The sequence below is a fragment of the Hymenobacter sp. UYCo722 genome (assembly GCF_040547115.1).
Classification (GTDB): Bacteria; Bacteroidota; Bacteroidia; order Cytophagales; family Hymenobacteraceae; genus Hymenobacter.
The window spans coordinates 237,872-262,184 of the sequence record NZ_JBEPPC010000005.1 but is presented as its reverse complement, the minus strand read 5'-3'; the positions used below and the strand labels follow the sequence as shown (position 1 = coordinate 262,184).

At 62.6% G+C, this 24,313-nt stretch carries 23 protein-coding genes; 5 read left to right on the top strand and 18 right to left on the bottom strand.

Annotated features, from left to right (window positions below; all coding sequences use genetic code 11):
- Positions 1-24 precede the first annotated feature (24 nt).
- From ABIB44_RS14170 to ABIB44_RS14155, 4 genes are all read right to left on the bottom strand, one after another.
- Positions 25-885, bottom strand: coding sequence for a carboxypeptidase-like regulatory domain-containing protein (locus ABIB44_RS14170; protein WP_354585302.1), 861 nt, complete (start codon positions 883-885; stop codon positions 25-27).
- Positions 886-964: 79 nt separating this feature from the next.
- The gene (locus ABIB44_RS14165) at positions 965-1,804 is read right to left on the bottom strand and encodes a hypothetical protein (RefSeq protein ID WP_354585301.1); all 840 of its coding nucleotides are present in this window, start codon (positions 1,802-1,804) and stop codon (positions 965-967) included.
- 76 nt (positions 1,805-1,880) lie between these two features.
- Positions 1,881-2,237, bottom strand: a complete 357-nt coding sequence (locus ABIB44_RS14160; RefSeq protein WP_354585300.1) for a DUF952 domain-containing protein — start codon at positions 2,235-2,237, stop codon at positions 1,881-1,883.
- Positions 2,238-2,328: 91 nt separating this feature from the next.
- On the bottom strand, positions 2,329-2,715 hold the full coding sequence (locus ABIB44_RS14155; protein WP_345053104.1) for a hypothetical protein: 387 nt from the start codon (positions 2,713-2,715) through the stop codon (positions 2,329-2,331).
- A 169-nt stretch (positions 2,716-2,884) separates the two neighbouring features.
- Between ABIB44_RS14155 and hppD the strand changes: the two genes are divergently transcribed.
- The 4 genes from hppD (at position 2,885) to ABIB44_RS14135 (ending at position 7,550) form a co-directional block, all read left to right on the top strand.
- Complete coding sequence (gene hppD, locus ABIB44_RS14150) at positions 2,885-4,018, top strand: 4-hydroxyphenylpyruvate dioxygenase (protein ID WP_354585299.1); 1,134 nt, start codon at positions 2,885-2,887, stop codon at positions 4,016-4,018.
- A gap of 172 nt (positions 4,019-4,190) precedes the next feature.
- The gene (locus tag ABIB44_RS14145; RefSeq protein ID WP_354585298.1) at positions 4,191-5,111 is read left to right on the top strand and encodes a hypothetical protein; all 921 of its coding nucleotides are present in this window, start codon (positions 4,191-4,193) and stop codon (positions 5,109-5,111) included.
- Between the two features lie 233 nt (positions 5,112-5,344).
- Entirely contained in the window at positions 5,345-7,081 is a 1,737-nt protein-coding gene (locus ABIB44_RS14140) for a phospho-sugar mutase (protein ID WP_354585297.1), read from the top strand.
- 1 nt (position 7,082) lies between these two features.
- Positions 7,083-7,550, top strand: coding sequence for a hypothetical protein (locus ABIB44_RS14135; RefSeq protein ID WP_354585296.1), 468 nt, complete (start codon positions 7,083-7,085; stop codon positions 7,548-7,550).
- A 9-nt stretch (positions 7,551-7,559) separates the two neighbouring features.
- Here ABIB44_RS14135 and ABIB44_RS14130 read toward each other — a convergent pair whose 3' ends face one another.
- From ABIB44_RS14130 to ABIB44_RS14090, 9 genes are all read right to left on the bottom strand, one after another.
- The gene (locus tag ABIB44_RS14130; protein ID WP_354585295.1) at positions 7,560-9,698 is read right to left on the bottom strand and encodes a hypothetical protein; all 2,139 of its coding nucleotides are present in this window, start codon (positions 9,696-9,698) and stop codon (positions 7,560-7,562) included.
- A gap of 199 nt (positions 9,699-9,897) precedes the next feature.
- A complete protein-coding gene (locus tag ABIB44_RS14125; protein ID WP_354585294.1) occupies positions 9,898-11,583 on the bottom strand; it encodes an ABC1 kinase family protein in 1,686 nt (561 codons plus the stop codon).
- A gap of 135 nt (positions 11,584-11,718) precedes the next feature.
- Positions 11,719-12,357 (bottom strand): phasin family protein, encoded by a 639-nt coding sequence (locus ABIB44_RS14120; RefSeq protein WP_354585293.1) that lies wholly within the window; start codon positions 12,355-12,357, stop codon positions 11,719-11,721.
- 251 nt (positions 12,358-12,608) lie between these two features.
- Positions 12,609-13,583 carry an alpha/beta hydrolase gene (locus ABIB44_RS14115; protein ID WP_354585292.1) on the bottom strand — a complete coding sequence of 325 codons (975 nt, stop codon included), beginning with the start codon at positions 13,581-13,583 and terminating at the stop codon, positions 12,609-12,611.
- A gap of 168 nt (positions 13,584-13,751) precedes the next feature.
- A complete protein-coding gene (locus tag ABIB44_RS14110; protein ID WP_354585291.1) occupies positions 13,752-14,936 on the bottom strand; it encodes a lysophospholipid acyltransferase family protein in 1,185 nt (394 codons plus the stop codon).
- A 92-nt stretch (positions 14,937-15,028) separates the two neighbouring features.
- Positions 15,029-15,697 carry a YggS family pyridoxal phosphate-dependent enzyme gene (locus ABIB44_RS14105; protein ID WP_354585290.1) on the bottom strand — a complete coding sequence of 223 codons (669 nt, stop codon included), beginning with the start codon at positions 15,695-15,697 and terminating at the stop codon, positions 15,029-15,031.
- A gap of 113 nt (positions 15,698-15,810) precedes the next feature.
- Positions 15,811-16,833 carry a VWA domain-containing protein gene (locus ABIB44_RS14100; RefSeq protein ID WP_354585289.1) on the bottom strand — a complete coding sequence of 341 codons (1,023 nt, stop codon included), beginning with the start codon at positions 16,831-16,833 and terminating at the stop codon, positions 15,811-15,813.
- A 163-nt stretch (positions 16,834-16,996) separates the two neighbouring features.
- Positions 16,997-17,899 carry a hypothetical protein gene (locus tag ABIB44_RS14095; RefSeq protein WP_354585288.1) on the bottom strand — a complete coding sequence of 301 codons (903 nt, stop codon included), beginning with the start codon at positions 17,897-17,899 and terminating at the stop codon, positions 16,997-16,999.
- 139 nt (positions 17,900-18,038) lie between these two features.
- Positions 18,039-18,941, bottom strand: coding sequence for a DUF58 domain-containing protein (locus ABIB44_RS14090; protein ID WP_354585287.1), 903 nt, complete (start codon positions 18,939-18,941; stop codon positions 18,039-18,041).
- Positions 18,942-19,076: 135 nt separating this feature from the next.
- Between ABIB44_RS14090 and ABIB44_RS14085 the strand changes: the two genes are divergently transcribed.
- Positions 19,077-19,475 carry a DUF4296 domain-containing protein gene (locus ABIB44_RS14085; protein WP_354585286.1) on the top strand — a complete coding sequence of 133 codons (399 nt, stop codon included), beginning with the start codon at positions 19,077-19,079 and terminating at the stop codon, positions 19,473-19,475.
- 100 nt (positions 19,476-19,575) lie between these two features.
- Here the strand turns inward: ABIB44_RS14085 and ABIB44_RS14080 are convergent, their stop codons facing one another.
- From ABIB44_RS14080 to egtD, 5 genes are all read right to left on the bottom strand, one after another.
- Complete coding sequence (locus ABIB44_RS14080; protein WP_354585285.1) at positions 19,576-19,920, bottom strand: tRNA-binding protein; 345 nt, start codon at positions 19,918-19,920, stop codon at positions 19,576-19,578.
- A 9-nt stretch (positions 19,921-19,929) separates the two neighbouring features.
- Positions 19,930-20,514, bottom strand: a complete 585-nt coding sequence (locus ABIB44_RS14075; RefSeq protein ID WP_354585284.1) for a DUF922 domain-containing protein — start codon at positions 20,512-20,514, stop codon at positions 19,930-19,932.
- A gap of 58 nt (positions 20,515-20,572) precedes the next feature.
- On the bottom strand, positions 20,573-21,937 hold the full coding sequence (locus ABIB44_RS14070) for an MATE family efflux transporter (protein ID WP_354585283.1): 1,365 nt from the start codon (positions 21,935-21,937) through the stop codon (positions 20,573-20,575).
- A gap of 136 nt (positions 21,938-22,073) precedes the next feature.
- Positions 22,074-23,219 carry a pyridoxal phosphate-dependent aminotransferase gene (locus tag ABIB44_RS14065; protein WP_354585282.1) on the bottom strand — a complete coding sequence of 382 codons (1,146 nt, stop codon included), beginning with the start codon at positions 23,217-23,219 and terminating at the stop codon, positions 22,074-22,076.
- Between the two features lie 100 nt (positions 23,220-23,319).
- Positions 23,320-24,306 (bottom strand): L-histidine N(alpha)-methyltransferase, encoded by a 987-nt coding sequence (gene egtD / locus ABIB44_RS14060; RefSeq protein ID WP_354585281.1) that lies wholly within the window; start codon positions 24,304-24,306, stop codon positions 23,320-23,322.
- Positions 24,307-24,313 lie beyond the last annotated feature (7 nt).

The following is a 24,313-nucleotide window of genomic DNA, read 5'->3' as shown; positions in this document are numbered from 1 at the left end:
TGCATTCGGTTACGTGCGTATTGTTTACTCCACGGCTTCGACTTCCACCTTAACCATAGCGTTGTACCGGCGCGAGCTGCTGGATTGTGGGAACAGGGACCATCCCTTTTCCGGGGAATAGACCCACATGCTGCTGTCTTTGAAATCAAACGCGGGACGCATAATCTGGCCGGAAGGCACGTACTTATCCGATTCTGGCTGGGCTATTTGCTCGGCTGACTGTCGAAAATCCAGCGCAACAAAATAGCCTTCCTGGGGAACCGCAATATTGTAGCGGCTTAAGTCGCTGGTGTACCACTGGCCGCCTTTGGAAGCCGTGAGCAGAACCGTCTCATTGAGCAAATCAGCGGCGGGCAGGTGAGTTTTGCCATCAGCAGTATAAATACGGATGCGAAACGTTTCCATCGGCAAGCCATTCTCGCCGATGTAAAACGATACGGACCGCATTTTGCGGTTTTGCTTCCGCTTATCATTCCCAATGAAGAAGGCAAATTGGGTTCCGGGCAACCCCGCAATAAACGGTGCGTTTTGGTCGGCCGTGGAAGGCACAACCGGGCAGCTAGTAAATCCGGGTAGTTGCTGGCGACTTAACTCGACGCTGATATTTTCGGCCTTGCCTTGCTCAACCAGCAGCGCCCGACGGCCATAACCAAGCGTCCTAAAAATCAGGGAATCCTGCTTATAGCCAATCGATTCTACCATTCGGAAATAGCCGCTTTCGTTCGTTAACGTTCCCGCTTCGCGCAGCCCGATGGACGCGAACGGAATGGGCTCTTTAGTTTGCGCATCCACCACCCGTCCGCTAATCCGGATTTCCTGCGCACGGCCCAGTAGCGGCAGAAGCAGCAGAAACACCAGGGTAATTTTAGGAACCGGATTTTTCATGCGTCGAGAGTAATCCTATAAACCAGTTGCAGAAAAAACATCACTGCTGCAGCCAAAGCGCCTGCTGCTTCACCCCTAACTACTGCCGCCGCCGCACCTGCGCGAATTCCAGCGGCACCACGCGGCTGCCCACGGGTGCCTTTACCACCAGCGCATCGGCCGCGTCGTAGCGGGGGAAGTAGAGGTAGCCGCGCACCTGCTGGCCGGGTTCGAGCGTGACTTTGCGCAGGGCGTATTGCTGGAGGTGGGCAGCGCGCATTTGCAGTTGGTCGGCAGAGATGGCATGCCCGACTTTGGTAGCAGTAGAGGCCACGTTATAGGCAAATGCCGCGTCCTGGATGGCAGCGCGGTTCTGATGCTGGCTTACGGTTTCGCGCTGGTTGATGCTGACCACGCCGGAAACCAGGCTCGCGGTACTCAGCGCCACGCCTAGCCAGTCGATGCGAGCGGCTTTGGCGGCTTCCCGGTCGGCGGTGGCGCGCAGCATCGTGATTTCGGGCTCCGGGTCGAAGGCCGCCACGGGATTTGGAGGCAGCGGAGGCAGCAGCACCGACTGGCTGGCGGCGGCCACGGCGGCCGTTACTTCGGTACCCGGCAGCGGCCTGGGGCGGCCTTTGAAGTCGTAGGTGGGCGTGGGCCGGCGGCTGGCTTCGTATCGAAAAGCGGTGGGGTCGACGACCAGTGCGTGGCGGGTGGGATTACGGTATTCGGCCTCGAACACCACGCGGGTCGCCTCGTAGCACACAAAGCTCAGGCGTACTTCCACGCTATCAGCAGTGGCCTGCGCCTGCTCGCGGCCCTCCACGAATAAATTAGTCGCCTGAGCTGGTTTCAGTCCCAGCTGGTAGGTGGGGGCGCAAGCCGTAGCCAGGCCGACGAGTGCCAGGAGCGGCAGCGAACGCACGTAGAAAGGAGCCATAATGCCGAATGGAAAAAATGCTTCTGGGGGGATGATGCAGCCCGACGGGTTGGCGTTGCATGCCCGCCTAAATTTATCATGCGGGCGCAGAAATTCCGGCGGGCATCGCAAAATCTCCCACGGCATCAGCCCCAAACGGCCAGCTGCGGCGCACGGCCGCCAAGGGTACCGGCCCAAAAACGTGGGCAAAATGCTGCTGTCGATTCTCTACCCACTCCCGCGCTACCCGCACCCCGGCGGTAGCGAGGGCGGCTTCATCCCATTCCAGCAAAACCAAATCGACCCGCCCGGCATAGTACCGGCGGGCCGTTTCGAGAACCTGGTGCGCCTCGGAGGCGTGGATGAAGCCCTCGGCAGCGAGGTCGGCGCTGGCAAAAAAGCCGGTTTGCCGGGCGTGCTGCCAGTCGTTGGGTTCAGCAATGCGGTAAAGCACTTCGTTTAATGGTTAACGGTTAGTGATTGATACATTCCTTCGGAAACGGCGGTTATTACCCATTAATCACTACCCGTTAACCATTATTAACTTATGCTTTCCACAGCTCCTGCTGCACCTGCTTGCCTACCGTGAGCATGATGCGCACGGGGCTTGGAATCAGCGTAATACGCGCCTCCTTACCGGGGTATTTCTCCGAATCAACCCACACGCCTTCTTTGGGCGAGGGCGTCGAGCCGGGCGTACTGGGCAGGTAGGCGGTGGGCAGCAGCACATCGGTATCCGATTTAAGGTCGGTGTGCACCTTGTCGAGCGCGGTTTCGAGGAAGTCGCCGTACTCGTCGTTGAAGTCGTCTTCGAGGTCGTGCAGGGCTTCTTCTACCTCATCGTAGCGGGCATCGTCGTACTTGAGGGTGTGCAGCTCGGCCTTTTTTTCAATCAGGGCCACGAGGGCGAGGTTCAGTTCTTCGGTATTCATGGGGCGCTGGGGCGGTTGATTGGGCACAAAAATGGGAATGATTTGCCAAATACCCGCCGTTTAGATAGTCGGCGGCGCGGGCGGGCGGCCGAATAGCCGCCGAAACCGGCCCGCACCCGTATTTTTACCCGCACAATTCCCACCCCCTCATCCCCCTTCCTCCCCGCCCATGCAAACCATGACCTCGCCCGCAGTGCTGGCCCAGCCCGCCCAGGACTTCCTCCCCCTCAAAGGCACCGACCACGTCGAATTCTACGTGGGCAACGCCAAACAGTCGGCCTACTACTATCAGGCCGCGTTTGGCTACGAGCTGGTGGCCTATGCCGGCCCCGAAACCGGCCTGCGCGACCGTGCCAGCTACGTGCTCCAGCAGGGCAAAATCCGGCTGGTGCTCACCACTTCCCTCCTGCCCGATTCCGACATCACCCGCCACGTTTCGCAGCACGGCGACGGCGTGAAGGTGATGGCCCTGTGGGTGGACGACGCCCGCCAGTCGTGGGAAGAAACCACGAAGCGCGGGGCCAAATCGGCTTTCGAGCCCTACACTATTGAAGACGAGCACGGCTCGGTAACGCTGGCCGGCATCTACACTTACGGTGAGAGCATCCACACTTTCGTGGAGCGCACCAACTACAGCGGGCCGTTTATGCCCGGCTACGTGGCCAAAAGCAGCGCCGTGCCCCAGGGTGCGCCGGTGGGCCTGCTGCACGTCGACCACTGCGTGGGCAACGTAGGCTGGGGCGAAATGAACCAGTGGGTGAAGTTTTACGAGGACGTAATGGGCTTCAAACTGCTCCTTACCTTCGACGACGAGGATATTTCAACCGAATACTCGGCTCTGATGAGCAAGGTGGTTTCGAACGGCAACGGCTACGTGAAATTCCCCATCAACGAGCCCGCCGAAGGCAAGAAAAAGTCGCAGATTGAAGAATACCTCGACTACTACCACTCGCCCGGCGTGCAGCACATTGCCATCGCCACCAGCGACATCCGGCAGACCGTCACCGAGCTGCGCCGCCGCGGCGTGGAGTTCCTGAGCGTGCCCGGCGCGTACTACGACGACCTGCTGGAGCGCATCGGCGCGATTGACGAGGACCTGGAGTCGCTCAAAGCCCTGAACCTGCTCGTCGACCGCGATGAGGAAGGCTACCTGCTCCAGATTTTCACCAAGCCGGTGGAGGACCGCCCCACGGTATTCTACGAAATCATCCAGCGCAAAGGGGCCAAGAGCTTCGGCAAAGGCAATTTCAAAGCGCTGTTCGAGAGCATCGAGCGCGAGCAGGCGCTACGCGGGAATCTGTAGGAAGTGATTGAGCTGCCCGGATTTTTAGAATCCGCGAGCCCATTAGCACGTCATGCTGAGCGCAGTCGAAGCATCTCTACCACGCAACTAATCAATTTTAGTATTGCGGGAGAGATGCTTCGACTGCGCTCAGCATGACGTGCTGTTTTCGGCCTATTACCTAATCTACCCTATGCCCCAAACCCTCCCACCAAATCGGTTGCTCTTGCTGCTCTTGCTGCTCGCCGCCGCGCCCACCACCCTCGCCCAGCGCATCGAGCCCGCTCAGCCCGCCCGCGCCCACCCCAAGCGCCAGGCCCGGCTCGACGCGGCCGTACCCGAAACTTCGGCCCTGCTCTACACCAACGGCGCGCTCTGGACGCTGAACGACGGCGACAACCCACCCATCCTTTTCCGGCTCGACTCGGCCAGCGGGCGCGTAGTGCAGCGCGTGCGCATCAGTAATTTCCCGAATACCGATTGGGAAGAGCTGGCCGCCGACAGCCGCTATTTCTACCTCGGCGACTTCGGCAACAACGCCGGCCGCCGACGCGATTTGCGCGTGCTGCGCCTGCCCCGCCCCGGCCCCGCCGACACCACGGCCGTCGCCGAGGAAATTGCCTTTACCTACCCCGAGCAGACGAATTTCGAGCCCGGCACCTACCGCCATAACTTTGACTGCGAGGCCTTTTTCGTAGCCTACGACTCACTGCACCTGTTCACCAAGCGCTGGGCCGACGGGCTCACGCGCCACTATACGCTGCCCACGCAGCCCGGCCGCTACGTGGCCCGCCCGCACGAAACGCTCGATGCGCAGGGCCTCGTCACGGCCGCCTCGCTGAGCCCCGACGGGCGCACCGCCGCGCTGCTGGGCTACACCAAAACCGGCCGCGTGTTCCTGTGGCTGCTCACCGATTTTGTCGGCACGAATTACTTAGCCGGCCGCGCCCGTCGGCTGCGGCTGCCCGGGGCGCTGCGAATTGGACAGGCCGAAGGGCTGTGCTTCGTGAAGCCAAACCGGGTGTTCATTTCGAACGAGCGCCTGGTACGGCACCTGACGCTGGTGAAGCAGCAGCTGTACGCGCTGAATCTGCGCCGCTGGCTGGCCCGTTGATTTGATGATGCAACGTCATGCCGAGCGTAGCCGAGGCATCTCGCGTGCAATACTGATTATTAGTGATAACGGACATGATTAGTGGTGGTAAGCGAGATTCCTCGACTCCCCTCAGCCTGACGTTCTTTGATGCTCATTGCCATTACGCTTCAACCAACTCAAACTTTCCACCCAACCTCTTTCCTTTGCGGCCGTTTCGCTCTTGACCCCGCACCTTTTTTACGCTCTTGAATATGTCCCTCACGCCCGAAATTCAGCACACCATTGCTACCTGGCTCACGCCGGCTTACGACGCCCAGACCCAGCAGGCCATCCGCGAGATGCAGGCCAGCGGCCAGGACGATGCCCTCACCGATGCCTTCTACCGCAGCCTGGAGTTTGGCACCGGCGGCCTGCGCGGCATCATGGGGCCGGGCAGCAACCGCATGAACCGCTACACGCTGGGCATGGCCACCCAGGGCCTGTGCAACTACCTGCTGCAAAGCTTTCACGGCCAGGAAATCAAGGTGGCCATTGCCCACGACTCGCGCAACAACAGCCCCGAGTTTGCCCAGATTGCAGCCGGCATTTTCTCGGCTAATGGCATCACCGTGTACCTGTTCGACGGGCTGCGGCCCACGCCCGAGCTGTCGTTTGCCATCCGCGAGCTGGGCTGCCAGAGCGGCTGCGTGATTACCGCCTCGCACAACCCCAAGGAGTACAACGGCTACAAGGTGTACTGGAACGACGGCTCGCAGGTAGTGGCCCCGCACGATGCCAACATCATTATCGAAGTCAATAAAATCACCAGCCCGAGCGAGGTAAAGTTTGAGGCCGACGCGTCGAAAATCATTCGTATCGGGGCTGATATGGACGCGAAATATTTCGCCGAGGCGAAGAAGCTCAGCATCGACCCGGCCGCCATCCAGCGCCAGCACGATTTGAATATTGTGTACACGCCCATCCACGGCTCGGGCATCACGCTGGTGCCGGGGCTGCTGCGCGAGTTCGGCTTCAGCAATGTGAACGTGGTGCAGGCCCAGGCCACGCCCGACGGCAACTTCCCCACCGTGCAGTCGCCCAACCCCGAGGAGAAAAGCGCCATGCAGCTGGCCCTCGACCAAGCCCAGGCCACCAACGCCGACATCGTGCTGGCCACCGACCCCGATGCCGACCGCGTGGGCGTGGGCGTGCAAAACAACGAGGGCGAATGGGTGCTGCTTAACGGCAACCAGACGGCCGCCATGCTCACCAACTACTTACTCTCGGCCCGGCACCGCGCTGGCCAGAGCACGCCCCAGGATTTTATCGTGTACACCATCGTGACCAGCGAAATCCTCGGCGATATTGCCCACCACTACCAGGTAAAGAGCTACCGTACGCTAACCGGCTTTAAATACATCGCCGGCCTCATCCGCGAGCTCGAAGGGCAGGAAACCTACATCGGTGGCGGCGAGGAAAGCTACGGTTTCCTCATCGGCGATTTCGTGCGCGACAAGGATGCCGTATCGGCCTGCGCGCTGGTGGCCGAAATGGCCGCCGTGGCCAAAGACCGGGGCCGCACCCTCTACCAGGAAATGGTGGAGATGTACGCCCAGTACGGCCTGTACGTGGAGGATTTGATTTCGCTTACCAAAAAAGGACAACGCGGAGCCGAGGAAATTCAGGAGATGATGGCCGCCCTGCGCGCCAACCCACCCCAGCACATCGCGGGCTTGAAAGTGGTGGAAATCCGCGATTACAAAACCGGCAAAATCCACGACCTGCGCACCGGCCTCACTTCCGAAACCGGCGTAGAAAGCTCCAACGTGCTCCAGTTCCTGACCGAAGATGGCAGCAAAATTTCAGCCCGCCCCAGCGGCACCGAGCCCAAAATCAAGTTCTATTTCAGCGTGAAGCAGCCGCTGAAATCAGTGGTGGATTACGACTTGGCCAATCGCCTGGGCCACGAGAAAATCAAGGCCATAATTGCGGATATGCAGCTGCAGTAATATGCTAAAAATACCGCTGCCACGCTCCCGGAAATACATTCTGGGAGCGTGTATTGCCGCTTTTTCACTGTATACGTTCATTAATAGTGAGCCTGCATTTGGCATTCCACTCCTGCTATTAGCGGTGGCAGTAGCTACGACTTACAGCTATATTGTTCTAGACTTCGCAAACGGATGCAAAGGCGAATTCACTTCTTTCTTTGGCCTTATTCCGCTTGGTGGCTGGACGCGACTTCCGTCCGCTAATCATTTATTTCTAAAACGATTTTCAGAAGTTGTTCAGGAAGAAATCAGTGACTCTGGCGTTTACCAGACCAGCCGGCATCAACGGTATCTCATTATGCTGTCTGTGTCCGACTCCAGAGATGCTTTGCTAATACTGGAGGTTTTGGATTTAGAGGAGGCTAGGGAAATCGCCCGTAAAATTTCCTTAGCCGGGGCCTTAGAACTGAAAGATTATACGCACTAATTCCTCTTGTTATAATCGCACCCCAATGCCCGGCCCCAGCATGTAAAACCACCGCTGGGTGCCCAGCAGAAATCCGCCCCCCAGATACAGCGGAAACGTGAACTTGGCCTCGCGCCGCGTGGGGTATACCGAGCCCAGAATCACCAGGCCCAAATCGCGGTTAGTGCTGCTGCTGCCCAGGTTGAAGGCGTTGAGCGCCACGAATCCCGCGCCAATTTTGTAGGGCCGCAGGCGGTTGATTTTGGTGGGGCTGTAGAAGCTAAACTGCGCCAGCGTGGCCAGCGAAATGCCCCCCAGGTCGCCGAAACCCGAGTCGCCCTGCTTGCGCGTGAGCAGGCCGGCCGGAAAGCTCACGTCGATATCGAACTTGTAGCGGCGCTTGAGCACCAGTTCCACGGTTTGGGTGTAGCCGGGGTCGGCGTACTGGCTGCTCTGGTGCTTCACCGTTACGATAATGCGACTCCACTCGTCGAGGTCGTAGGTTTTGCGGCCCAGCAGCGAATTCAGGCTCAGCGGGTCGGTGCGGCACTGCTTGTCCTGATAGAAGGCGGCGCGAGCCGACTGGTCGCCGGGGCAAATCACGACGTTGTCGACCGAGCGCTGCTCCACCAAATCGCCCTTGCTGTTGAGGGTCCGAATTTCGAAACTCAGATACTGCTTGCCGAAGAGCTGCTCATTCCCGTCAATGGCGTTGGGGTTGAACTGAAATACCACGTCGCGGATGGTGCCGTCGTAGAGCACCGGTCCGTTGAGGCGCGTGATGGGCCGGGCCCCGTCGCCGTACACTACCGACACAAAATCGAGCGGGTGCGGGCGCTGAAATTCCTTTACGCCCAGCGCGTAGCCGGTCGGCTGGCCGGCGTTAAAAATCGTGCTTTTGCGCTTGTCGTAGCTCACCGGCACGCGCACCCGATACACCAGCCGTGCATCGGTGCGCACCGACGAGTCGGACGGAATCACCGGCAAATCCTCAAACGTGACGCGCGCTTTCAGCAGGCCTTCGCCTTCGAGGCGCACGTCCACGGTTTCGCCGGGGCTCACGCTCAAGCCGGGCGTCCAGTCGCCGCCGCGGTGCAGCACCTGCACGTTCCGAATCACGGCCTGGGGCGTGATATCGAGGTTGGTGAGGTAGCGGGCCACGTCGGACTCCTTGATGTAGAGGTAGCCTTCGGTCTGGCGGTGGGTGTTGTAAGGGCGCAGCAGGCACAGCACCCGGTCGTTGCTCAGAAACTGGCGGATGAACAGGTCGGCAATCAGCTCGCCGCCGGGTTCCTCCTGGTCTTCGATGCGGTAGGTGCGGCGCAGCTCGAAGCTGCGGCCGTTGTCGAGAATCAGCTCCACGCCCTTGCGGCGGCTGGCCTCGTCCAGGGTCACGCTGCGCTTGTCGGGCGAAAGGAAGCGCAGGCGGCTGGCCTTCACGTTGAACTCCTGCCGCAGCACCGGCAACTGGTAGCTGAGGTGGCCGCCCGGCCCCAGCGTGGGGCGCTCGGTTTGCAGCTTCAGGGCCAACGTGCGGGTACCCAGCTGGTTGGGCAATATGTGCAGGCGTAGCACGCCGTTGGCATCGGCCACGAGGCGGTAGTCGAAGTCGGCCCCGCGCACCCACTCGCCGGTGGCGTGCACGTTGCGAGCGTTCGAGCTGATGAGCTCCAGCACCTTTTCCTCGCCCACAAACAGCTCGTTATCAGGTATGCGCAGGTCTACGGCGGTGCGGGCCAGCGGTAGCAGCGGCACTACCTGCCGCAGCGGAGCGGTGCCGGCCGAGTCGGCTGCCTGCTCCACCACTAGGCGCAGGAAGCGGCTACTGGTCAGATTCTGAAATTTGAGGCGCGTCCGAAAGCTACCATCAGCCTCCTTGCTGAGAGAATCGAGCAGCTGATAATCAGTACTACGGCGCAGGCGCAGCGGGCGCGCCGGGGCCGCCGAGGCCGGATACAAGCGCAACTCAACCGTTTCATCGTCGCGACGATACCAGAAATAGAGCGCCGACCCACCGGCCTGCACCACGGTATTGCGGCTAAGCAGGTAGGTGGCCGTGTCGGTGCGCAGGCTGGCCTCGCGGAGCACCGGCGGGCCGGCCGAGGCCGTTTGGGCTACCGCGTAGCGTGGCACTGCTCCCAGCAAAATCCAAAAAAAGGTCAAAACCAAGCGACCGGGCAGCAAACGAGACATCCCAACAGGCGGGCGAGATTACAGCCCGGCGCGCGCAAAGGTCGCGCTTAAGTAGCGCGGATGCCAAGCGTTTTGTCCAAATTCAGCGCAAGGTCCCGCGCGGCAAAAAACGGTTTCACAAAGTTTTTATCCCGTCAACCTTGCGAAACCTCTTATCGCCGCGCGCAACCTTGCATTATGATTTCTCGCGCCGCCGGGTACCCAGCAGCAATAGCACCAGCAGCAGGAAGCCGGTCGCGCCCAGGCTCCACCAGGTTATTTCGGGCACACCGCGGTGGTAGGGCATGTCGGGCGAGTAGCGGCCCAGCAGCGACAGGCCCGAAAATAACAGCCCACCCACGCCCAGCAGCGCCAGAATGGTACGGCTCACCAGCTGGTCGGCCTTGCGCAACAGCGTAGTGTAGCCCACCAGCTCAAATTTCAGCCGCAATTCGCCCTTGCTGATTTTACGCACAATCTGGCGCACGTCGGCGGGCAGGGTTTGCAGCAGGGCCAGAAGCTGGGTGCCGGTGTATTCGGCCTCGGTCAGCAGGTTTGCGCGTGAGTATTGCTCCTTGATAATCTTAGCCCCGTAGGGTGCCACAAACTCGAAGGTGTTGAAATTCGGATGCAGCACTTTGCCGATGCCTTCCAGAATAACCAGCGCCCGCAGAATGAGAAACACGGCCCCCGGCACCTGCAATTTGTAGTTGTAGATGATGCCCTGCAGCGCGTCGGCCAGGTCGCTCATGCTCATCTCCTTCACGTCGAGCATGGCGAAATCCTCAATCAGCTGGCTGAGGTCCGACTCGAAGGCCCGCATATCCGGGATTTCGGCCGTGAGGGCCAGCCTTCGGAAGTTGAGCGCCATGCTGCGCGCATCCTGCCGGGCCATGCCGATGAACACGCCCGCGAACGCATATTTCTGCTGCTTGGTGAGGCGGCCCACCATGCCAAAGTCGATGAGCACGATGGTGCCGTCGGGCCGCACCAGCACGTTGCCGGGGTGCGGGTCGGCATGGAAGACGCCGAACTCAAAAATCTGCGTCAGGTATATATCCATACCGTTTTCGGCCACCGTGGCCGGGCTCAGGCCCCAGGCTTGCAGCTGCGGCTTGTCGGTAATCTTGCAGCCGCTCACAAACTCAATCACCAGTATGCGTTCCGTACTCAGCTCGCGGTAGGGCTTGGGCACGTAAAACGTGGTGTAGTCCTCGTAGAGCTTGCGGAACTGCTCCATCGAGCGGGCCTCGGCGGTATAGTCGAGCTCCTTGCTCATGCTGCGCTCGAAGGCATCCACGATGTCCTGCGGGTTGGCCAGGCCCTGCTTTTGCAGGAAACCGGCCGTGAGGCGCACCAACTCGTGCAGCAAAGCCAGGTCGGAGCGCACTTTTTCGCGCACGCCGGGACGCTGCACCTTCACCACCACTTCCTCGCCCGTGAGTAGCCGCGCTTTGTGCACCTGCCCAATACTGGCCGAGCCCAGCGTCACGTCGTCGAACTCGCTGAAGACCTCCGAAATCGGTCGGCCCAGCTCCTCCTCAATAATCTGGCGGGCCACCACCGTGTCAAAGGGCGGCACGTTGCTCTGCAGCTTCTCAAACTCGTCAATCAGGGCCTCGGGCAGCAGGTCGGCCCGGTTGCTCATGGCCTGGGCCAGCTTGATAAACGTGGGGCCCAGCTCCTCGATAATCAGGCGCACTCGCTCCCAGCGCGTGGTTTCGAACACCTGGCGGTCGGCGCGCTGCCAGCTCAGGCGGCGCGCCTGGCTGATGAGGCGGCGCAGTGGCGTAGTCGTCACCACATCCTCGAAGCCGTAGCGCAGCAGCACCTCGGCCACCTGCCGAATGCGGGCCAGGTTGGAAATCGTATTTTTAAACATTGACCACAGATTTACGCAGATTAAACCGATTTCGCAGATTCAGGCCACTTTCGCCGCCATTTACCGGCGGCGCTGTTACACAAAAAACCCCGTCTGCACGCGGCAAACGGGGTTTTTCCAATATCAGGCAAATTACTATGAGTTGCTCCCGCCGCTGGTCGAGGCTGGCGTGGCAGCCGCAGTGGCGGGCTTGGCGGCCGCTTTTGCAGCAGGCTTCGCGGCTGGTTTGGCGGCTGCTTTTGCCGGGGCTTTCGCAGCCGTGGCAGCGGGCTTGGCAGCAGCTTTAGCGGCTGGCTTAGCAGCAGGTTTCGCGGCAGGCTTGGCAGTCGATTTAGCAGCTGGTTTGGCAGCGCCAGCCATGGCGGCAGTCGATTTCTGAGCAGTGCCGGCGGCGGCGCTCACGCGGTCGGCCACGGTTTTCACGGCACCGGCGGCGCGGCTGGCCGCCTGGTTGGCGGTGCTGCGAGCGGCGCTAACCACGCCCGGAGCTTTCGCGGCGGGCTTCTTGGCGGTGCTTTTGCCTTTGCTTTTGGGCTTGTCGTCGCCGAGGCCTACGGTGCTTTTGGCGCGCTCCACAATGCCCTGAAACTGCTTTTCGAGCTCCGCACGCTTGGTTTCACCGCTTTTCATCAGGTCGTCCACAATCTTCTTGCCCTCGGCCTGGGTCATCTTATTGTCCTTCACCAGCTTGTCGATGGTGCTTTGAACCGACTTGCTGCCCTGGGCAATGTAGCCAACGCCAGCATTCACGAACTTCTTGAACAAATCTTCCATGGTGACAAAACTGTTTTTTTGGTGAAGGAAAAAATAGGAATCAATTGATAAATAGGCGATTGATACAAAAAATTAGTATGCAAGCCGACTAAATCCACTGCAAACCTACGAAGGCTTGATAACATAGTTGGCCCCTGTACGGCGGATTTTTCCAAAAGTGGCCGAAAATCATCAAAAAGAGAATTTATTTTTTTTACCTGCGCGAATATTCAGCTGTCACCATAGGGCTACGCAACCCATTCTATTACAGCCTACGCGGCCCGGCGGCGTGCGGCCGTCCGGCCCGCCACCACCGGCAGCCGCACGGGTGATGCCACCTGCGCCGCCCAGATATCGACCAGAAATTCGGCTACCTGGTCGAGGGCCTGGCGGGCTTCGGGCACCACGCGCCAGAACAGGTGCCACCAATGCACCAGTCCTTCGAAGGGCTGCACCACCACGGATACCTTGGCGGCCCGGGCCTTATCTGCAAACTTCAACACGTCGTCGTAGAGGACTTCGGCCGTCGAAATCTGGATGAGCAGCGGCGGCAGGCCGTGCAGGTCGGCCTGGGCGGGGGAAAGCAGCGGGTGCGAAAGCGCCGTTTTGTGCGCGTAGAGGGGCCCCCAGGTGCGCATTTGCAGGGCTTCGAGCAACAGGGCTTCTTCGCGGGCCACGCGGCGCAGGGCGGCAGTGGGCAGGTTCAGGTCGGTCCAGGGCGAGAGGCCGATACCGGCGGCGGGCAGGGGCTCGCCGGCATCGCGCAGAGCCAGCAGCAGGGCCAGGGCTAGGCCGCCGCCGGCCGAATCGCCGCCCACCACAATATCGTGCGGCTGATGGCCCTGCCGCAGCAGCCACCGGTAGGCGCGCCGGGCATCATCGAGCGCGGCCGGGAAAGGATGGTCGGGGGCCTTGCGGTAGTTGATGGTGAGCACGTTGAGGCCCGTGCGCTGGGCCAGGCTACCCACCAGACTGCGGTGCGTGTTCAGCGAGCCCAGTACGTAGCCGCCGCCGTGCAGGTAGAGCAGTACCCGCGTGGCGTGCGCGGCGCGGGGCCGCAGCCATTCGGCTTCGAGGCGGTTATCCAGCTTAAAACTCTCCAGATTCACTTTCCAGGGCATGAACTGGAAAAGCGCGCCCGCCTCCATGGCCAGCCGAATAGCACCCACGCTGGGCTTGCGCCGGGCCAGTGGCACCGCCGCCGCGACGAGAAGCTGCTTGAGCAGCAGGTGTTGAAACGAAGGCATGCGGGTGGGATTTGGGGTGGAGAGCGGGAAGGTGAGGGAAGCGAGTGTGCATTTGTCATCCTGCGCTTGCGTAGGGGCCCATCACGACTGAACATCAGGCAGTAATCAGCTGGTGCAAGCGTGCCAGGGTCTTGCACTGCGTTCAGGACGACAGACGTTTTATGAGCATTAGCTACTCCGGTAGGCCTGCTGCTGCTGCCCCAGCTTGTTGCCTTTGTAGCCTTTCATGGCCAGCGGAATCCAGCCCAGCAACGGAATAAAATAGGCCAGGGTTATGGGGTTGCGCCAGAGCATGCGCAACCACGCGCCGGGTTTGTCGAGCTGCATGCGGAAGCTGCGGCGGCCCTCGTGCACGTAAAGGCGCTCGAACTCGGTGAACATGGCGGGCCAGGCAAAGGGCAGGAAAAACGGAAAGAAGCGGCGGTTTTCCTTGATGCGCTGCCAGAGCTCGGCCCACTGATAGGGCTTTTGGCCGTGGGCAAGTACGGCGGCGTTCATTTCAACCTGCATCTGCTGGCGGATTTGCTCGCTTAGGGCCAGGTATTCTTCGCGGCTCAGCTCATCAACGGTTTTGTTGGTGAGGTCGGACGGGCGGATGCGGGTACCCATTACGAAGGTGAGCTTGGCCGGAAAAGCCAGGTAAAAAGCCCAGGGCTGAATAATTACCAGCAGCAGCAGCAGCGTGAGGGGCAGAAACGGGATGCCGATTTTCTTGGTGAGCCGGTTGATTGGTTCGAAACTGTAGGCGTAGGGATTGAGGTATTCAGCGTTGATGGTGTAGAACGGGATGATATCGGTGCCGTGCTGCAGGGCCAGGCGCACCATGCTGGAAGCCAGACGCTGAATTTCGTACTTGCGGTTGAATCCTTTGCCGATGCCCGGCACGCCCTCGGGGTACAGCATCAGGTTGTGGTCCTGGTAGTACATCATGGTTTCAAAATTCAGCGTCGTGGCATCCACGGAGCCGCATTTCTTCCAGAATTCTCTGACCAAGTAGGGGTTCATCAGGGCCGTTTGCGAGAGCAGCGGGGCCGAGAGTGGACGCGGCAGGTCGCTGATTTCGCCGTTCTTCCGGAGCAGGTGCCGCCACAGGTGCGAGAGGGCCACGATGGCATCCCAGGGGAAGGCCATGCCGGAGTGGTTGCTGGCGAAAATCAGCGGGCGGTCGGGGTTGTTGCGTTGCGGATAATCCTCAAAACCCACCAATTCGGAGCGAAACCACACGCGGTCGAGCAGCTGAAGGATGTTTTCATCCAGCGTCTGGGTGAATTCCTCCCTAAAATAGTCGTCGTATATGTGCTGGTTGGCTGCAATAGCGGGTGGGGGCAACGAAGACGCGGTGGTAGCGGGCATGGTGGGAATTGCAGCGTACGGGAACGGAAGATAGGAGAATTTCCACTGCCGCGCTCGGGCCTCCCTCCGGCTGGCCGGAAATATACTCGCCGCTACCCGCGACTACCAAAAATGGCGCTGCCCACCCGCACCAGCGTGCTGCCCTCGGCCACGGCCTGCGCATAGTCGCCACTCATACCCATCGAAATATCGGCAAAGGCCGGCGACTCGGCGAAATAGACTGCTTTGAGGTGGTCGAAGTAGCCGTGCAGGCGCTGAAACTCGCGGCGCAGCTGCTCGCGGTCGGAGGTGAAAGTGGCCACGCCCATCACACCGGTGAGGCGCACGTGCGAGAGGTCCGGAAACTCGGGCGAACTCAGGATTTCCTCGGCTTCAGCCAGCGTGAGGCCCGATTTAGTTTCTTCGGCGGCGATGTGGAATTGCAGCAGGCCATTGATGACGCGGCGGTGGGTGGCGGCGTGCTTGTTGATTTCGCGCAGCAGCTTCAGGCTGTCGATACTCTGAATGGTGTGCACGAAGGGGGCCAGCAGCTTCACCTTATTGGTCTGGAGCTGGCCAATGAGGTGCCACTCCACGTCGGCGGGCAGCTGAGGCTGCTTAGCGGCCATTTCCTGCGGCCGGTTTTCGCCGAAGCAGCGCGCCCCGGCATCGTACGCCTCCTGTAATAGCTCGACGGGGTGAGTTTTGGTGACTACGCACAGACGGGCGGCCGTGCCGGCCAGCTCGGCATTAATGCGGTGGATATTATCGACGATGGACATATTTTCAGTGAACAGTTAGCAGTGAACAGTTGACAGCAGTTCTTGAAGAAGCGTATCAGCAACAAGGAATCAATGGAATTGATAACTGTTCACTGCTAACTGTTCACTGTTTTTCAGTCTTCCAGCGGGTTGCTCAAAAACGTATTGTTCAGCAGCAGCCACAGCAGCCACAGCCCAATGCTGAGCCAGAGGTAGGGCCGGTAAAGGTCGGTGATGTTGCGGTAGCGGTACTGCTTGATTTCGGATTTTTCGAGGCGGTTGATTTGGGCGAAGACTTCGCGCAGCGCGCCCGTATCGGTCGCCCGGAAGAAGCGGCCATCGGCGGCGGCGGCCAGCTGGCGCATGGTGGTTTCGTCGAGGCGGGTGCTCACGTAGCGGGTGCGGCCCAACGAGTCCTGGCCGTAGGGCACGAAGCCATCCTTGCCCAGCCCAATGGTGTAGAGGCGAATGCTGAAGGCGTGGGCCAACTGGGCGGCCAGCAGCGGGTCGAGGCTGCCGGCGTTGCTTTCGCCGTCGGAGAGCAGAATGCACACCCGCGACTTAGCCGTGGACTCGCGCAGGCGGTTCACAGCCACGCCCAGGGCCGTGCCGATGGCCGTGCCGTCTTCCGCAATCAACCCCGGGCGCAGGCTGGCGAGGTCTTCGCGTAGCAGGTCGTAGTCGGTGGTGAGGGGAGCCAGCGAGTAGGCTTCGCCGGCGAAAGCCACCAGCCCGAGGCGGTCGCCCACGCGGGAGTTCACAAAATTCGTGGCGAGGCGCTTGGCCGCTTCGAGCCGAGTAGGGCGCAAATCCTGGATTTCCATCGAGCCCGAAATATCAAGCGCCAGCACGATATCAATGCCCCGGCCCGACTGCTCCACCCGCTCGTCGGTACGCTGCGGGCGGGCCAGGGCCACGAGGCCGAAACCCAGCGCGAGCGCCAGCACCACATCGGGCCCGAATCGCAGGGCGGCCGTCCAGTCGCGCGGGGCGGAGCCGGGCGCGAGGGCCACCGCCACCTGCGGCCGCTGCCGGGCCAGCAGCCAGCGCAGGCCAAACAGCAGCGGCACGGCCAGCAGCAGCAGCAGCAGGCGCGGCTGCTGCCACTGGTAGCCAGCCAGCGTAGTATAGCGCAGGAGGTTGAAAAAGTCGTTCAAGTGAAGATGAATGCGAATGACAAAAGAACGTCATGCAGAGCGCCGCGAAGCATGTTGCCCGCCACCACTACCCTTTTTCTGATTGCGTTGAGCGGTAAAGCTGCTTCGCGGCGCTCTGCATGACAACCTTATCCCTTGTTCCAATATCCATTCCCCCTTCCCGCTACCCCACCACCGAGGCGTACCGACGCTCGGCAAAGCCGCGCAACCGCTGAAAGGCGCGGTCGACTTCTTCGGCCCCTTCGGTTTGCAGGTTGCCGTAGATGACGCGGTCGGTGGTGCTCAGGGCCTGACGCACGTCGGCGTCGTTTTCGAAGTAGGCCACGATTTCGCGGGTCGTGAACGAGTTGAGGGCGCTGTTTTCGAGCCCGGCGAGGTAGTTTTTCCAGAGCACCACGGCCCGCTCCACGTTGGTGGCCGAGCGCGAAAGCTCGAACCGCTCGACGTGCCGCGCGAACTGGGCCAGGAAATAGCCGTGGTTTTTGCGCTGCTTATAAGCCCGGTAGCGCCGCACCAGCCGCTGCCGGAACAAGGCCGCCCCGCCCGCCAGCAGCAGCAGCCCCACCAGCACCCCGGCCAGCCAATAAGGGTAGTTGAAGGCCGGCGGCACGGCTTCCAGGGTCAGGTGCTGGCGCAGGGCGGGCAGGGCCGTGGTGCCCGGCGGCAGGGGCGCGGCCGTGCGCCGCAGCCGCACGCGGCTAGGCGATGGGGCAACGCTCAGGGTATCGGGACCTTGCAGGACGGCCACGGGCAGCGCCAGGACCTGCACCGAATCGAGCCGGAAGGTGCGCAGGTGGTACACGGCCCGGTCGAGGCTAACACCGCGCCGGGTACGGGTGGGGTAAAAGGTTTTTCCCGCGTACTCGAACGGGGCGAAGCGGGCCAGCGAATCCGGGAATACCACTTCCAGGCTGGGCGCGTGGGCGTAACGCAGCTCGTAGTCAAGGGGCTCGCCCACGCGCACGGTCGTTTGCAGAAAGCGGCCCTGGGGCAGTGGAAGCGCAGGCGGCGTTTGGGCAGCGGCCGGGTTTAGTAAAGAAACGCCAAGCAGTAAAAGAACCGTCATGCTGCGCACAGTCGAAGCAGCGGTCGCATTTAGGCAAGCATCGCAACCGCGCGTCGCAACCCCATCAACAGCGATACCCCCGCGGCACAGAGGCTTCGATAAGCTCAGCATGAGGTGCTGGATAGCTCTGGCGCTGCGCTTACCCACGGCGACCCGACTGTTGGCGATGGCGGAACAGGTTCACGAGCTGGGGCACGAAGTCGCCCTCGGTGCTCAGGGCCAGGAAACCGGTGCGGGTGCGGCGGCACAGGTTTACGAGTTCGGCCTCGTGGCGGTCGGCGGCGGCCTCGATGCCGGCCCGAAAGGCGGCGGCCGACGTGTTCACCCAGCGCATCTGGCCGGTTTCGGCGTCGCGCAGGGGCACGATGCCCAGCGCCGGGAAGCTGCGCTCGCGCGGGGCCAGCAGCTGCACCACAATCAGGTCGTGGCGCTGAGCCAGCATGGTGAGCTCGCGCTCGTAGCTGCCATCAATAAAGTCCGACACCAGTACCACCAGCGTGCGGCGCTTCAGCAGCCCCAGCGCCTGCCGGATGCCGGCGGCCAGGCCCGTGCGCGGCGAGGCGGGTTGCAAAGCAAAGAGCCGGTTTATCAGCGCGTAGGCGGCGCGGGGGCCTTTGCCGGGCGGCAGGTAGAGCTCCTGCTGGTCGCTGAAGGCCAGCAGGCCCAGGGCCGAGCCCTGCCGGGCGGCCGACAGCGCCAGCAGCCCGGCAATGTCGCGGGCCACGTCGAGCTTGCGGCGCTGGCCGTCGCCCACGTCGAGCGAGGCGCTCACGTCGAGAAGCACCATTACTTGCTGCTCCTTTTCCTCCTTGTAGGTTTTCACAAAAGTGCCGTGGCCCTTGCTGCTCACCGCCCAGTCAATGGCCCGCACCTCATCGCCGTACTGGTAAAGGCGCACGTCGTCGAATTCCAGGCCCGTGCCTTTGAACACGGAGTGAAAATCGCCCTGTAGCTGGGCCTCCACCGCCTTGCGGATGCGGATTTCGAGATGGCGCAGGCGGCGCACCAAATCGGTGAGGGCCGAGGGCACGGAGGGGTTCATGGGGTTGGCTGCGAGCTATTAGCCGTTAGCTGTTAGCTTTCTGACGTAGCCGCGCTCATTTAAAAGCTAACGGCCGGCAGCTAATGGCTAACAGCTACTGACGGCGAAGCTACGGCGGGCGGCTAACTTTACGGCGTGAAATCATTCTGCCGCCGCGGCCTGGCCCCGCTCCTACCCGCTTTGCTGCTGACCCTGGCCGCCTGCCAGCGCCCCGAAGAGGCCCCCCGGCCCGCCGACCTGCTCTCCAAAGAGCGTATGGCGGCCCTGCTGGCCGACCTGCAACAGCTCGAAGCCCAGATTGAAAACAGCCGGCTGGCTCCCGACACGGCCCGCGCCCTCTTCCTGGCCGAGCAGAAAAGCATGCTTTGGAGGCGTCAGGTAACCGATTCGGCCCTGCACCACAGCTACCGCTACTACGGCGCGCATAGCAAGGACCTGCCCGAGCTCTACCAGGCCGTTGTCGACACGCTGAAGGAAAGGCAGAAGAAGTTTCCCCCGCTGCCCGTAGGGCCACCGGCGGTACCGCACGGGTAGCGCGGGTTCATCCGAATGATGTAGGGGCGGGGCCTGCCCCCGCCCGGGCATTGGACGGTTTACGGCTGCTTCGTTCAACGGCCGGGGGCAGGCCCCGTCCCTACACCAGTCGCTGGCCGTTGGGCAAGGGGCCGGCCACGGTAGCCAGCACAATGTAGCCGTCGGCATCGGCGAAGCCGGTGACCAATACCTCGGAGCGGAATTTCCCAATCTGCTTGGGCGGGAAGTTTACTACGGCCAGCACCTGCCGGCCGGGCAGCTCGGCCAGCGAGTAGTGGTGCGTAATCTGGGCGCTGGACTTTTTCAGGCCGATTTCGGGGCCGAAGTCGATGAGCAGCTGGTAGGCTGGGCGACGCGCCTCGGGAAAGGGCCGGGCTTCTACGATTGTGCCCACGCGCAGGTCGACGCGCTCGAATTCGGTCCAGGAAAGTGCGTTTTCAGGCATTGGGCGGAGCTACTGGGCGAAGGGCTTGAGCATTTCGAGCTTGGCGGCGGTTTGCTTTTCCCAGGCGGCCTGGCGCACGGCGTTCAGGCCGTGGTTGGTTTCCATGTCGTAGCGGTTTTGCTCGCGGTCCCAGTCGGCATACACCAGCTTGGTGGTATTGTTGAAACCCGGCTGGAGCTTCTCGCAGTTGGCCCGGGCGGCGAATAGCTGCAGGCGCTGGCGCATGATGCGAGTATACATTTCGGTAATGTCAAAATGCAGCTGCTCGTGCCGTAACAAGGCCTCCGAAGCCTTTTGCGGGTTGCGTACCCACGAAGTATTGGGGTCGAACGTGGCCGCAACGGTACTGCTGAACACATAGTCCTTGCACGCCGCATCGGCCTTGATGTTGGACGAAGTGGAGGCTGATAGCGGATTGCCCAGCGGAGCGCGGGCCTGGAAATCGGCCAGCGTCAGGCGGCGTTCGGCCGACCAGGTAATGACCGGGGCAGCAGCAGCAACGGCCTTGGCGGCCGGAGCCTGACGGCCCGGCCCGGGAGCCGGGGCCTGCACGAAGCCGCCCAACAGCAGCAGCGGAAAGAAGAATGAATTCATTGCGGAAAAGATTAAAATAAGGAGTCGGCGGCGCTCAGTCAAAAACCGTTCCGCTCGCCTACGCCAGCTCCGGCGCGGACACGGGAGCCACGTACTCGGGCGCGGTTTCGCGGCGGAAGCGCACCATCAGCACCACGGCCACGATGCTGAGGCCGGCGAGCAGGCCCGTCCACACCCCGGGTGCCCCCAGGTGCAGGCCGAAGCCCAGCCAGTAGCCCAGCGGCAGGGCCACGGCCCAGTAGGCCAGCAGGGCCACCACGGAGGGCACTTTCACGTCGCCCAGCCCGCGCAACGCCCCCAGCCCCACCACCTGCACGCCATCCGACACCTGAAACAGGGCCGCGACCAGCAGCAGCGTGCCGGCCTGGGCCACCACCGCCGGGTCGTGGCTATAGAGCAGTGGCGCATGCTGCCGAAACCCGATAAAGAGCAGCCCCATGCTGCCCATGAAGGCAAAGCCCAGCACGTAGGCCGCCGTGCCCGCCAGGCGCGCCTCGGCCCGGCTGCCCGCGCCCGACAGCCGCCCCACCCGAATGGTGGCCGCCGCCGCGATGCCGCTGGCCGCCATGTAGGTCATCGAAGCCAAGTTGATGGCGACCTGGTGGGCGGCCAGCGGCACGGCCCCCAGCCAGCCAATCATAATGGCGGCGGCGGCAAAGGCCCCCACTTCAAACGCCATCTGCACGCCAATGGGCGCACCCAGGTCGAAGAGGCGAAACAACGTAGCGCCATCGGGCCGCCAGCTGCTGATGGCGGCGCGCACCCCGGCCAGGCGCGGGGCCAGCAGCACGTAGGCCCCCATCAGCACGGCCATGAGCCAGCGCGCGGCCAGGGTGGCCCAGGCGGCCCCCATCATGCCCATGGCGGGGGCTCCCCAGTGCCCGAAAATGAGGGCGTAGCACAGGGCGGCGTTCACCACGTTGGCCCCGATGGACAGCCACATGGCCTGCCGCGTGAGGCCCAGGCCCTCGGCAAATTCGCGGAAACCCTGGAACAGCATCAGGGGCAGGAATGACCAGCTGATAACCCGTACCCACGGCGCGGCCAGCGCTTCCACGGCCGGCGGCTGCCCCAGAAAGTGCATCAGCGCGGGCACCAGCTGCCCCAGCCCGGCCAGCGCCAACCCGGCCAGCGCACTCAGCCACACCGACGACACGAGCAGGCGGGCCAGGTCGGCGGGGTCGCGGCGGCCATCGGCGGCCGCCACCAGGGGCACGCTGCCCATGCTCAGACCAATGCCCAGAATCATGATGACGTTCACGCTGTTTACGCCCAGGCTCACGGCGGCCAGCGGTACCGTACCCAGCTTGCCCACCAGCACCGAATCGACAAAACCCACCAGCACGTGCCCCACCTGCGACAGCACCACCGGGTAGGCCAGCAGTATCGTTGGCCGCCAGTGCGGCCGTAATTTATCCAACATGACGCCTGTTCGTATTTTCGGCAAAGGTACGGCTGCCGTCCCTGGGCTGGGGGCTGGCAGTCCCGTCAGCATGGTTTGCCGCCGGCCAAAATTCGCTTGAAGCCAGTCGAAAGTAATGGGCAGCTACTCCCCACCCCTATTCGCCCACTAACCCGGCTCGCAACCGCGTCAGCGCTTCGACCAGTACCGCTTCCGGCACCGCGTACGACAGCCGGACGAAGCCCGGAGCGCCGCAGCTCGCGCCGTCCACTACCTCAACGCCAGCCGCCGCCAGCCGCCGCACCAGCGCCGCCGACGCATCGGCCGCCGGCAGCCCGGGAGCCAGGAAGCGGCAGAAATCGGCGAACACGTAGTAGGTACCTTCGGGCGCAATCACCGTGCCGGCCCCGGGCAGGGCCGCCAGCCCGGCCAGCAGCAGCTGGCGGGTGGGTTGCAGCTGCGCGCATAGTGCCGCACCAATGGCCTCGGCCTGTTCGGTAGCGGCCAGGGCGGCCAACTGGGCGGGCACCGGCACCGCCACGCCCGTGGCAAACAGCCGCGCCGCCACGGCGGCCGCCAGCGCGGACGGGGCCACCAGGCAGCCTACCCCCCAGCCCGCCAGCGCCAGCGACTTCGAGAAGCCGCTCACCACCACGTGCCGCGGCCCGGCCCCAGGCTGGGCCAGCAGCGTGGGCACCGGCACCGGGCCAAAGCTGATGCCTTCGTAAATCTCGTCGCTCAGCACCCACAGGTCGGGGAATTCAGCCGTCACGGCCAGCAGGCCCGCCCACTCTTCAGCCGAAAACACGCGGCCGGTGGGGTTATTGGGGTTGCTGAGGATGAGCAGGCGCGTGGCCGGCGTGAGGGCCGCCCGCAATGCCCCGGGCGGGAGGGCATAGTTGTCGGCGGCGGCCAGCGGCAATGCGCGCAGCACCCCCCCGGCCCGGCGCACCAGCTCGCCAAAGCCAAACCAGTTGGGCGTGGGCAGCAGCACATCGTCGCCGGGTGCCAGCAGCTCGCTAAGCAGGGCGAAAAGGCCTGTTTTGGCCCCGGCCGTCACCAGCACGTTTTCGGGTTCCACGATTAGCGCACCGCGTAGGCGGTAGCGGGCCGCGAGCGCCGCCCGCAACGTCGGCAGGCCGGCAGTTGGTGCCACCGCCAGCGGTTCGGCCTGCTGCCCGGCGGTGGCCAGCACCCTGGTGGCGGCGGCCAGGGCCACGGCCGGCACCGCGAAGTGGCCGTAGCCCGAGGCCAGGCTCACCAGCGGCAGCGTGGCGGAAGAGGCAGCAGGAGCATCGGGCATTATGGAAAAAGGCAAAAGATTGGGCCGGATTTCGAGTCGTTGGAACGTCAAATCAAAAGCACGACGGGCTTGAGATTATCAATATTGTCGCAGATATAACCTAGCGGGCAGCCAGTACCACGTCGGCAAAGTCGCCGGCCCCATCGGTGAAGAAGTCGACCACTCGCAGGCCCGCTTCGGCCGCCAGGGCTTCAATCTGGGGGCGGGTAAATTTGTAGGAATTCTCGGTATGGATGACTTCCCAGGCCGCGAAGGGCACCGTTAGCTCCAGGGCTTCGAAATAAATGGACTGTGCCTCGGTGCTCACCAGGAACGAGCGCACGGCCCCGGTCAGGGGCTCGTAGTCGGTGTAGTGCTGCCAGTGGGCCAGGTCGAAATCGGCCCCCAGCTCGCGGTTGAGGCGGGTGAGCAGGTTGAGGTTGAAGGCGGCGGTGATGCCCTGCGCATCGTCGTAGGCCGCCCGAATGCGGCGCGGGTCCTTGCGCAAATCGAAGCCGATGAGCAGGCGGTCGTCCTCGCCCAGCGGGGCGGCCAGCTGCCGCAGAAAATCGAGCCGCTCGGCCGGGCCGAAGTTGCCGATGTTGGACCCCAGAAACAGCATGGCTTTGCGGCCCTGCTGATTGCGCAGCTGGTCGAGCGCATCGGCATAGCTCGCTACTACCGGCACGACGCGCAAATTGGGTAGCTCGCGGGCCAGCGAAGCGACCAGCCCGCCCATGGCCCCGGCCGAAATATCGACGGGCGCGTAGGTGAAATTTGAGGCGGCGGCCAATAGCTCGCGCAGCAACAGCTGTGTTTTGGCCCCGTCGCCGGCCCCGAGCTCCACCAGCGTAAACGGCTCGCCGGCCGTGCCGCCCAACGCGGCCCCAATAGCGGCCCCATGCTCCCGGAAAATGGCAAACTCGGCCCGCGTGGGGTAGTATTCGGGCAAATCCATTATTTGTTGAAACAGCCGGCTCCCCGCATCGTCGTAGAAATACATCGACGAGAGGGTTTTGGGGCTGCGGGCCAGGCCTTCGGCCACATGCCGGGCCAGCGCGGTATCGGCGGAGCGTAAGGCCGTATCGGAAGCAGGTACTTGCATCATCAAAAGC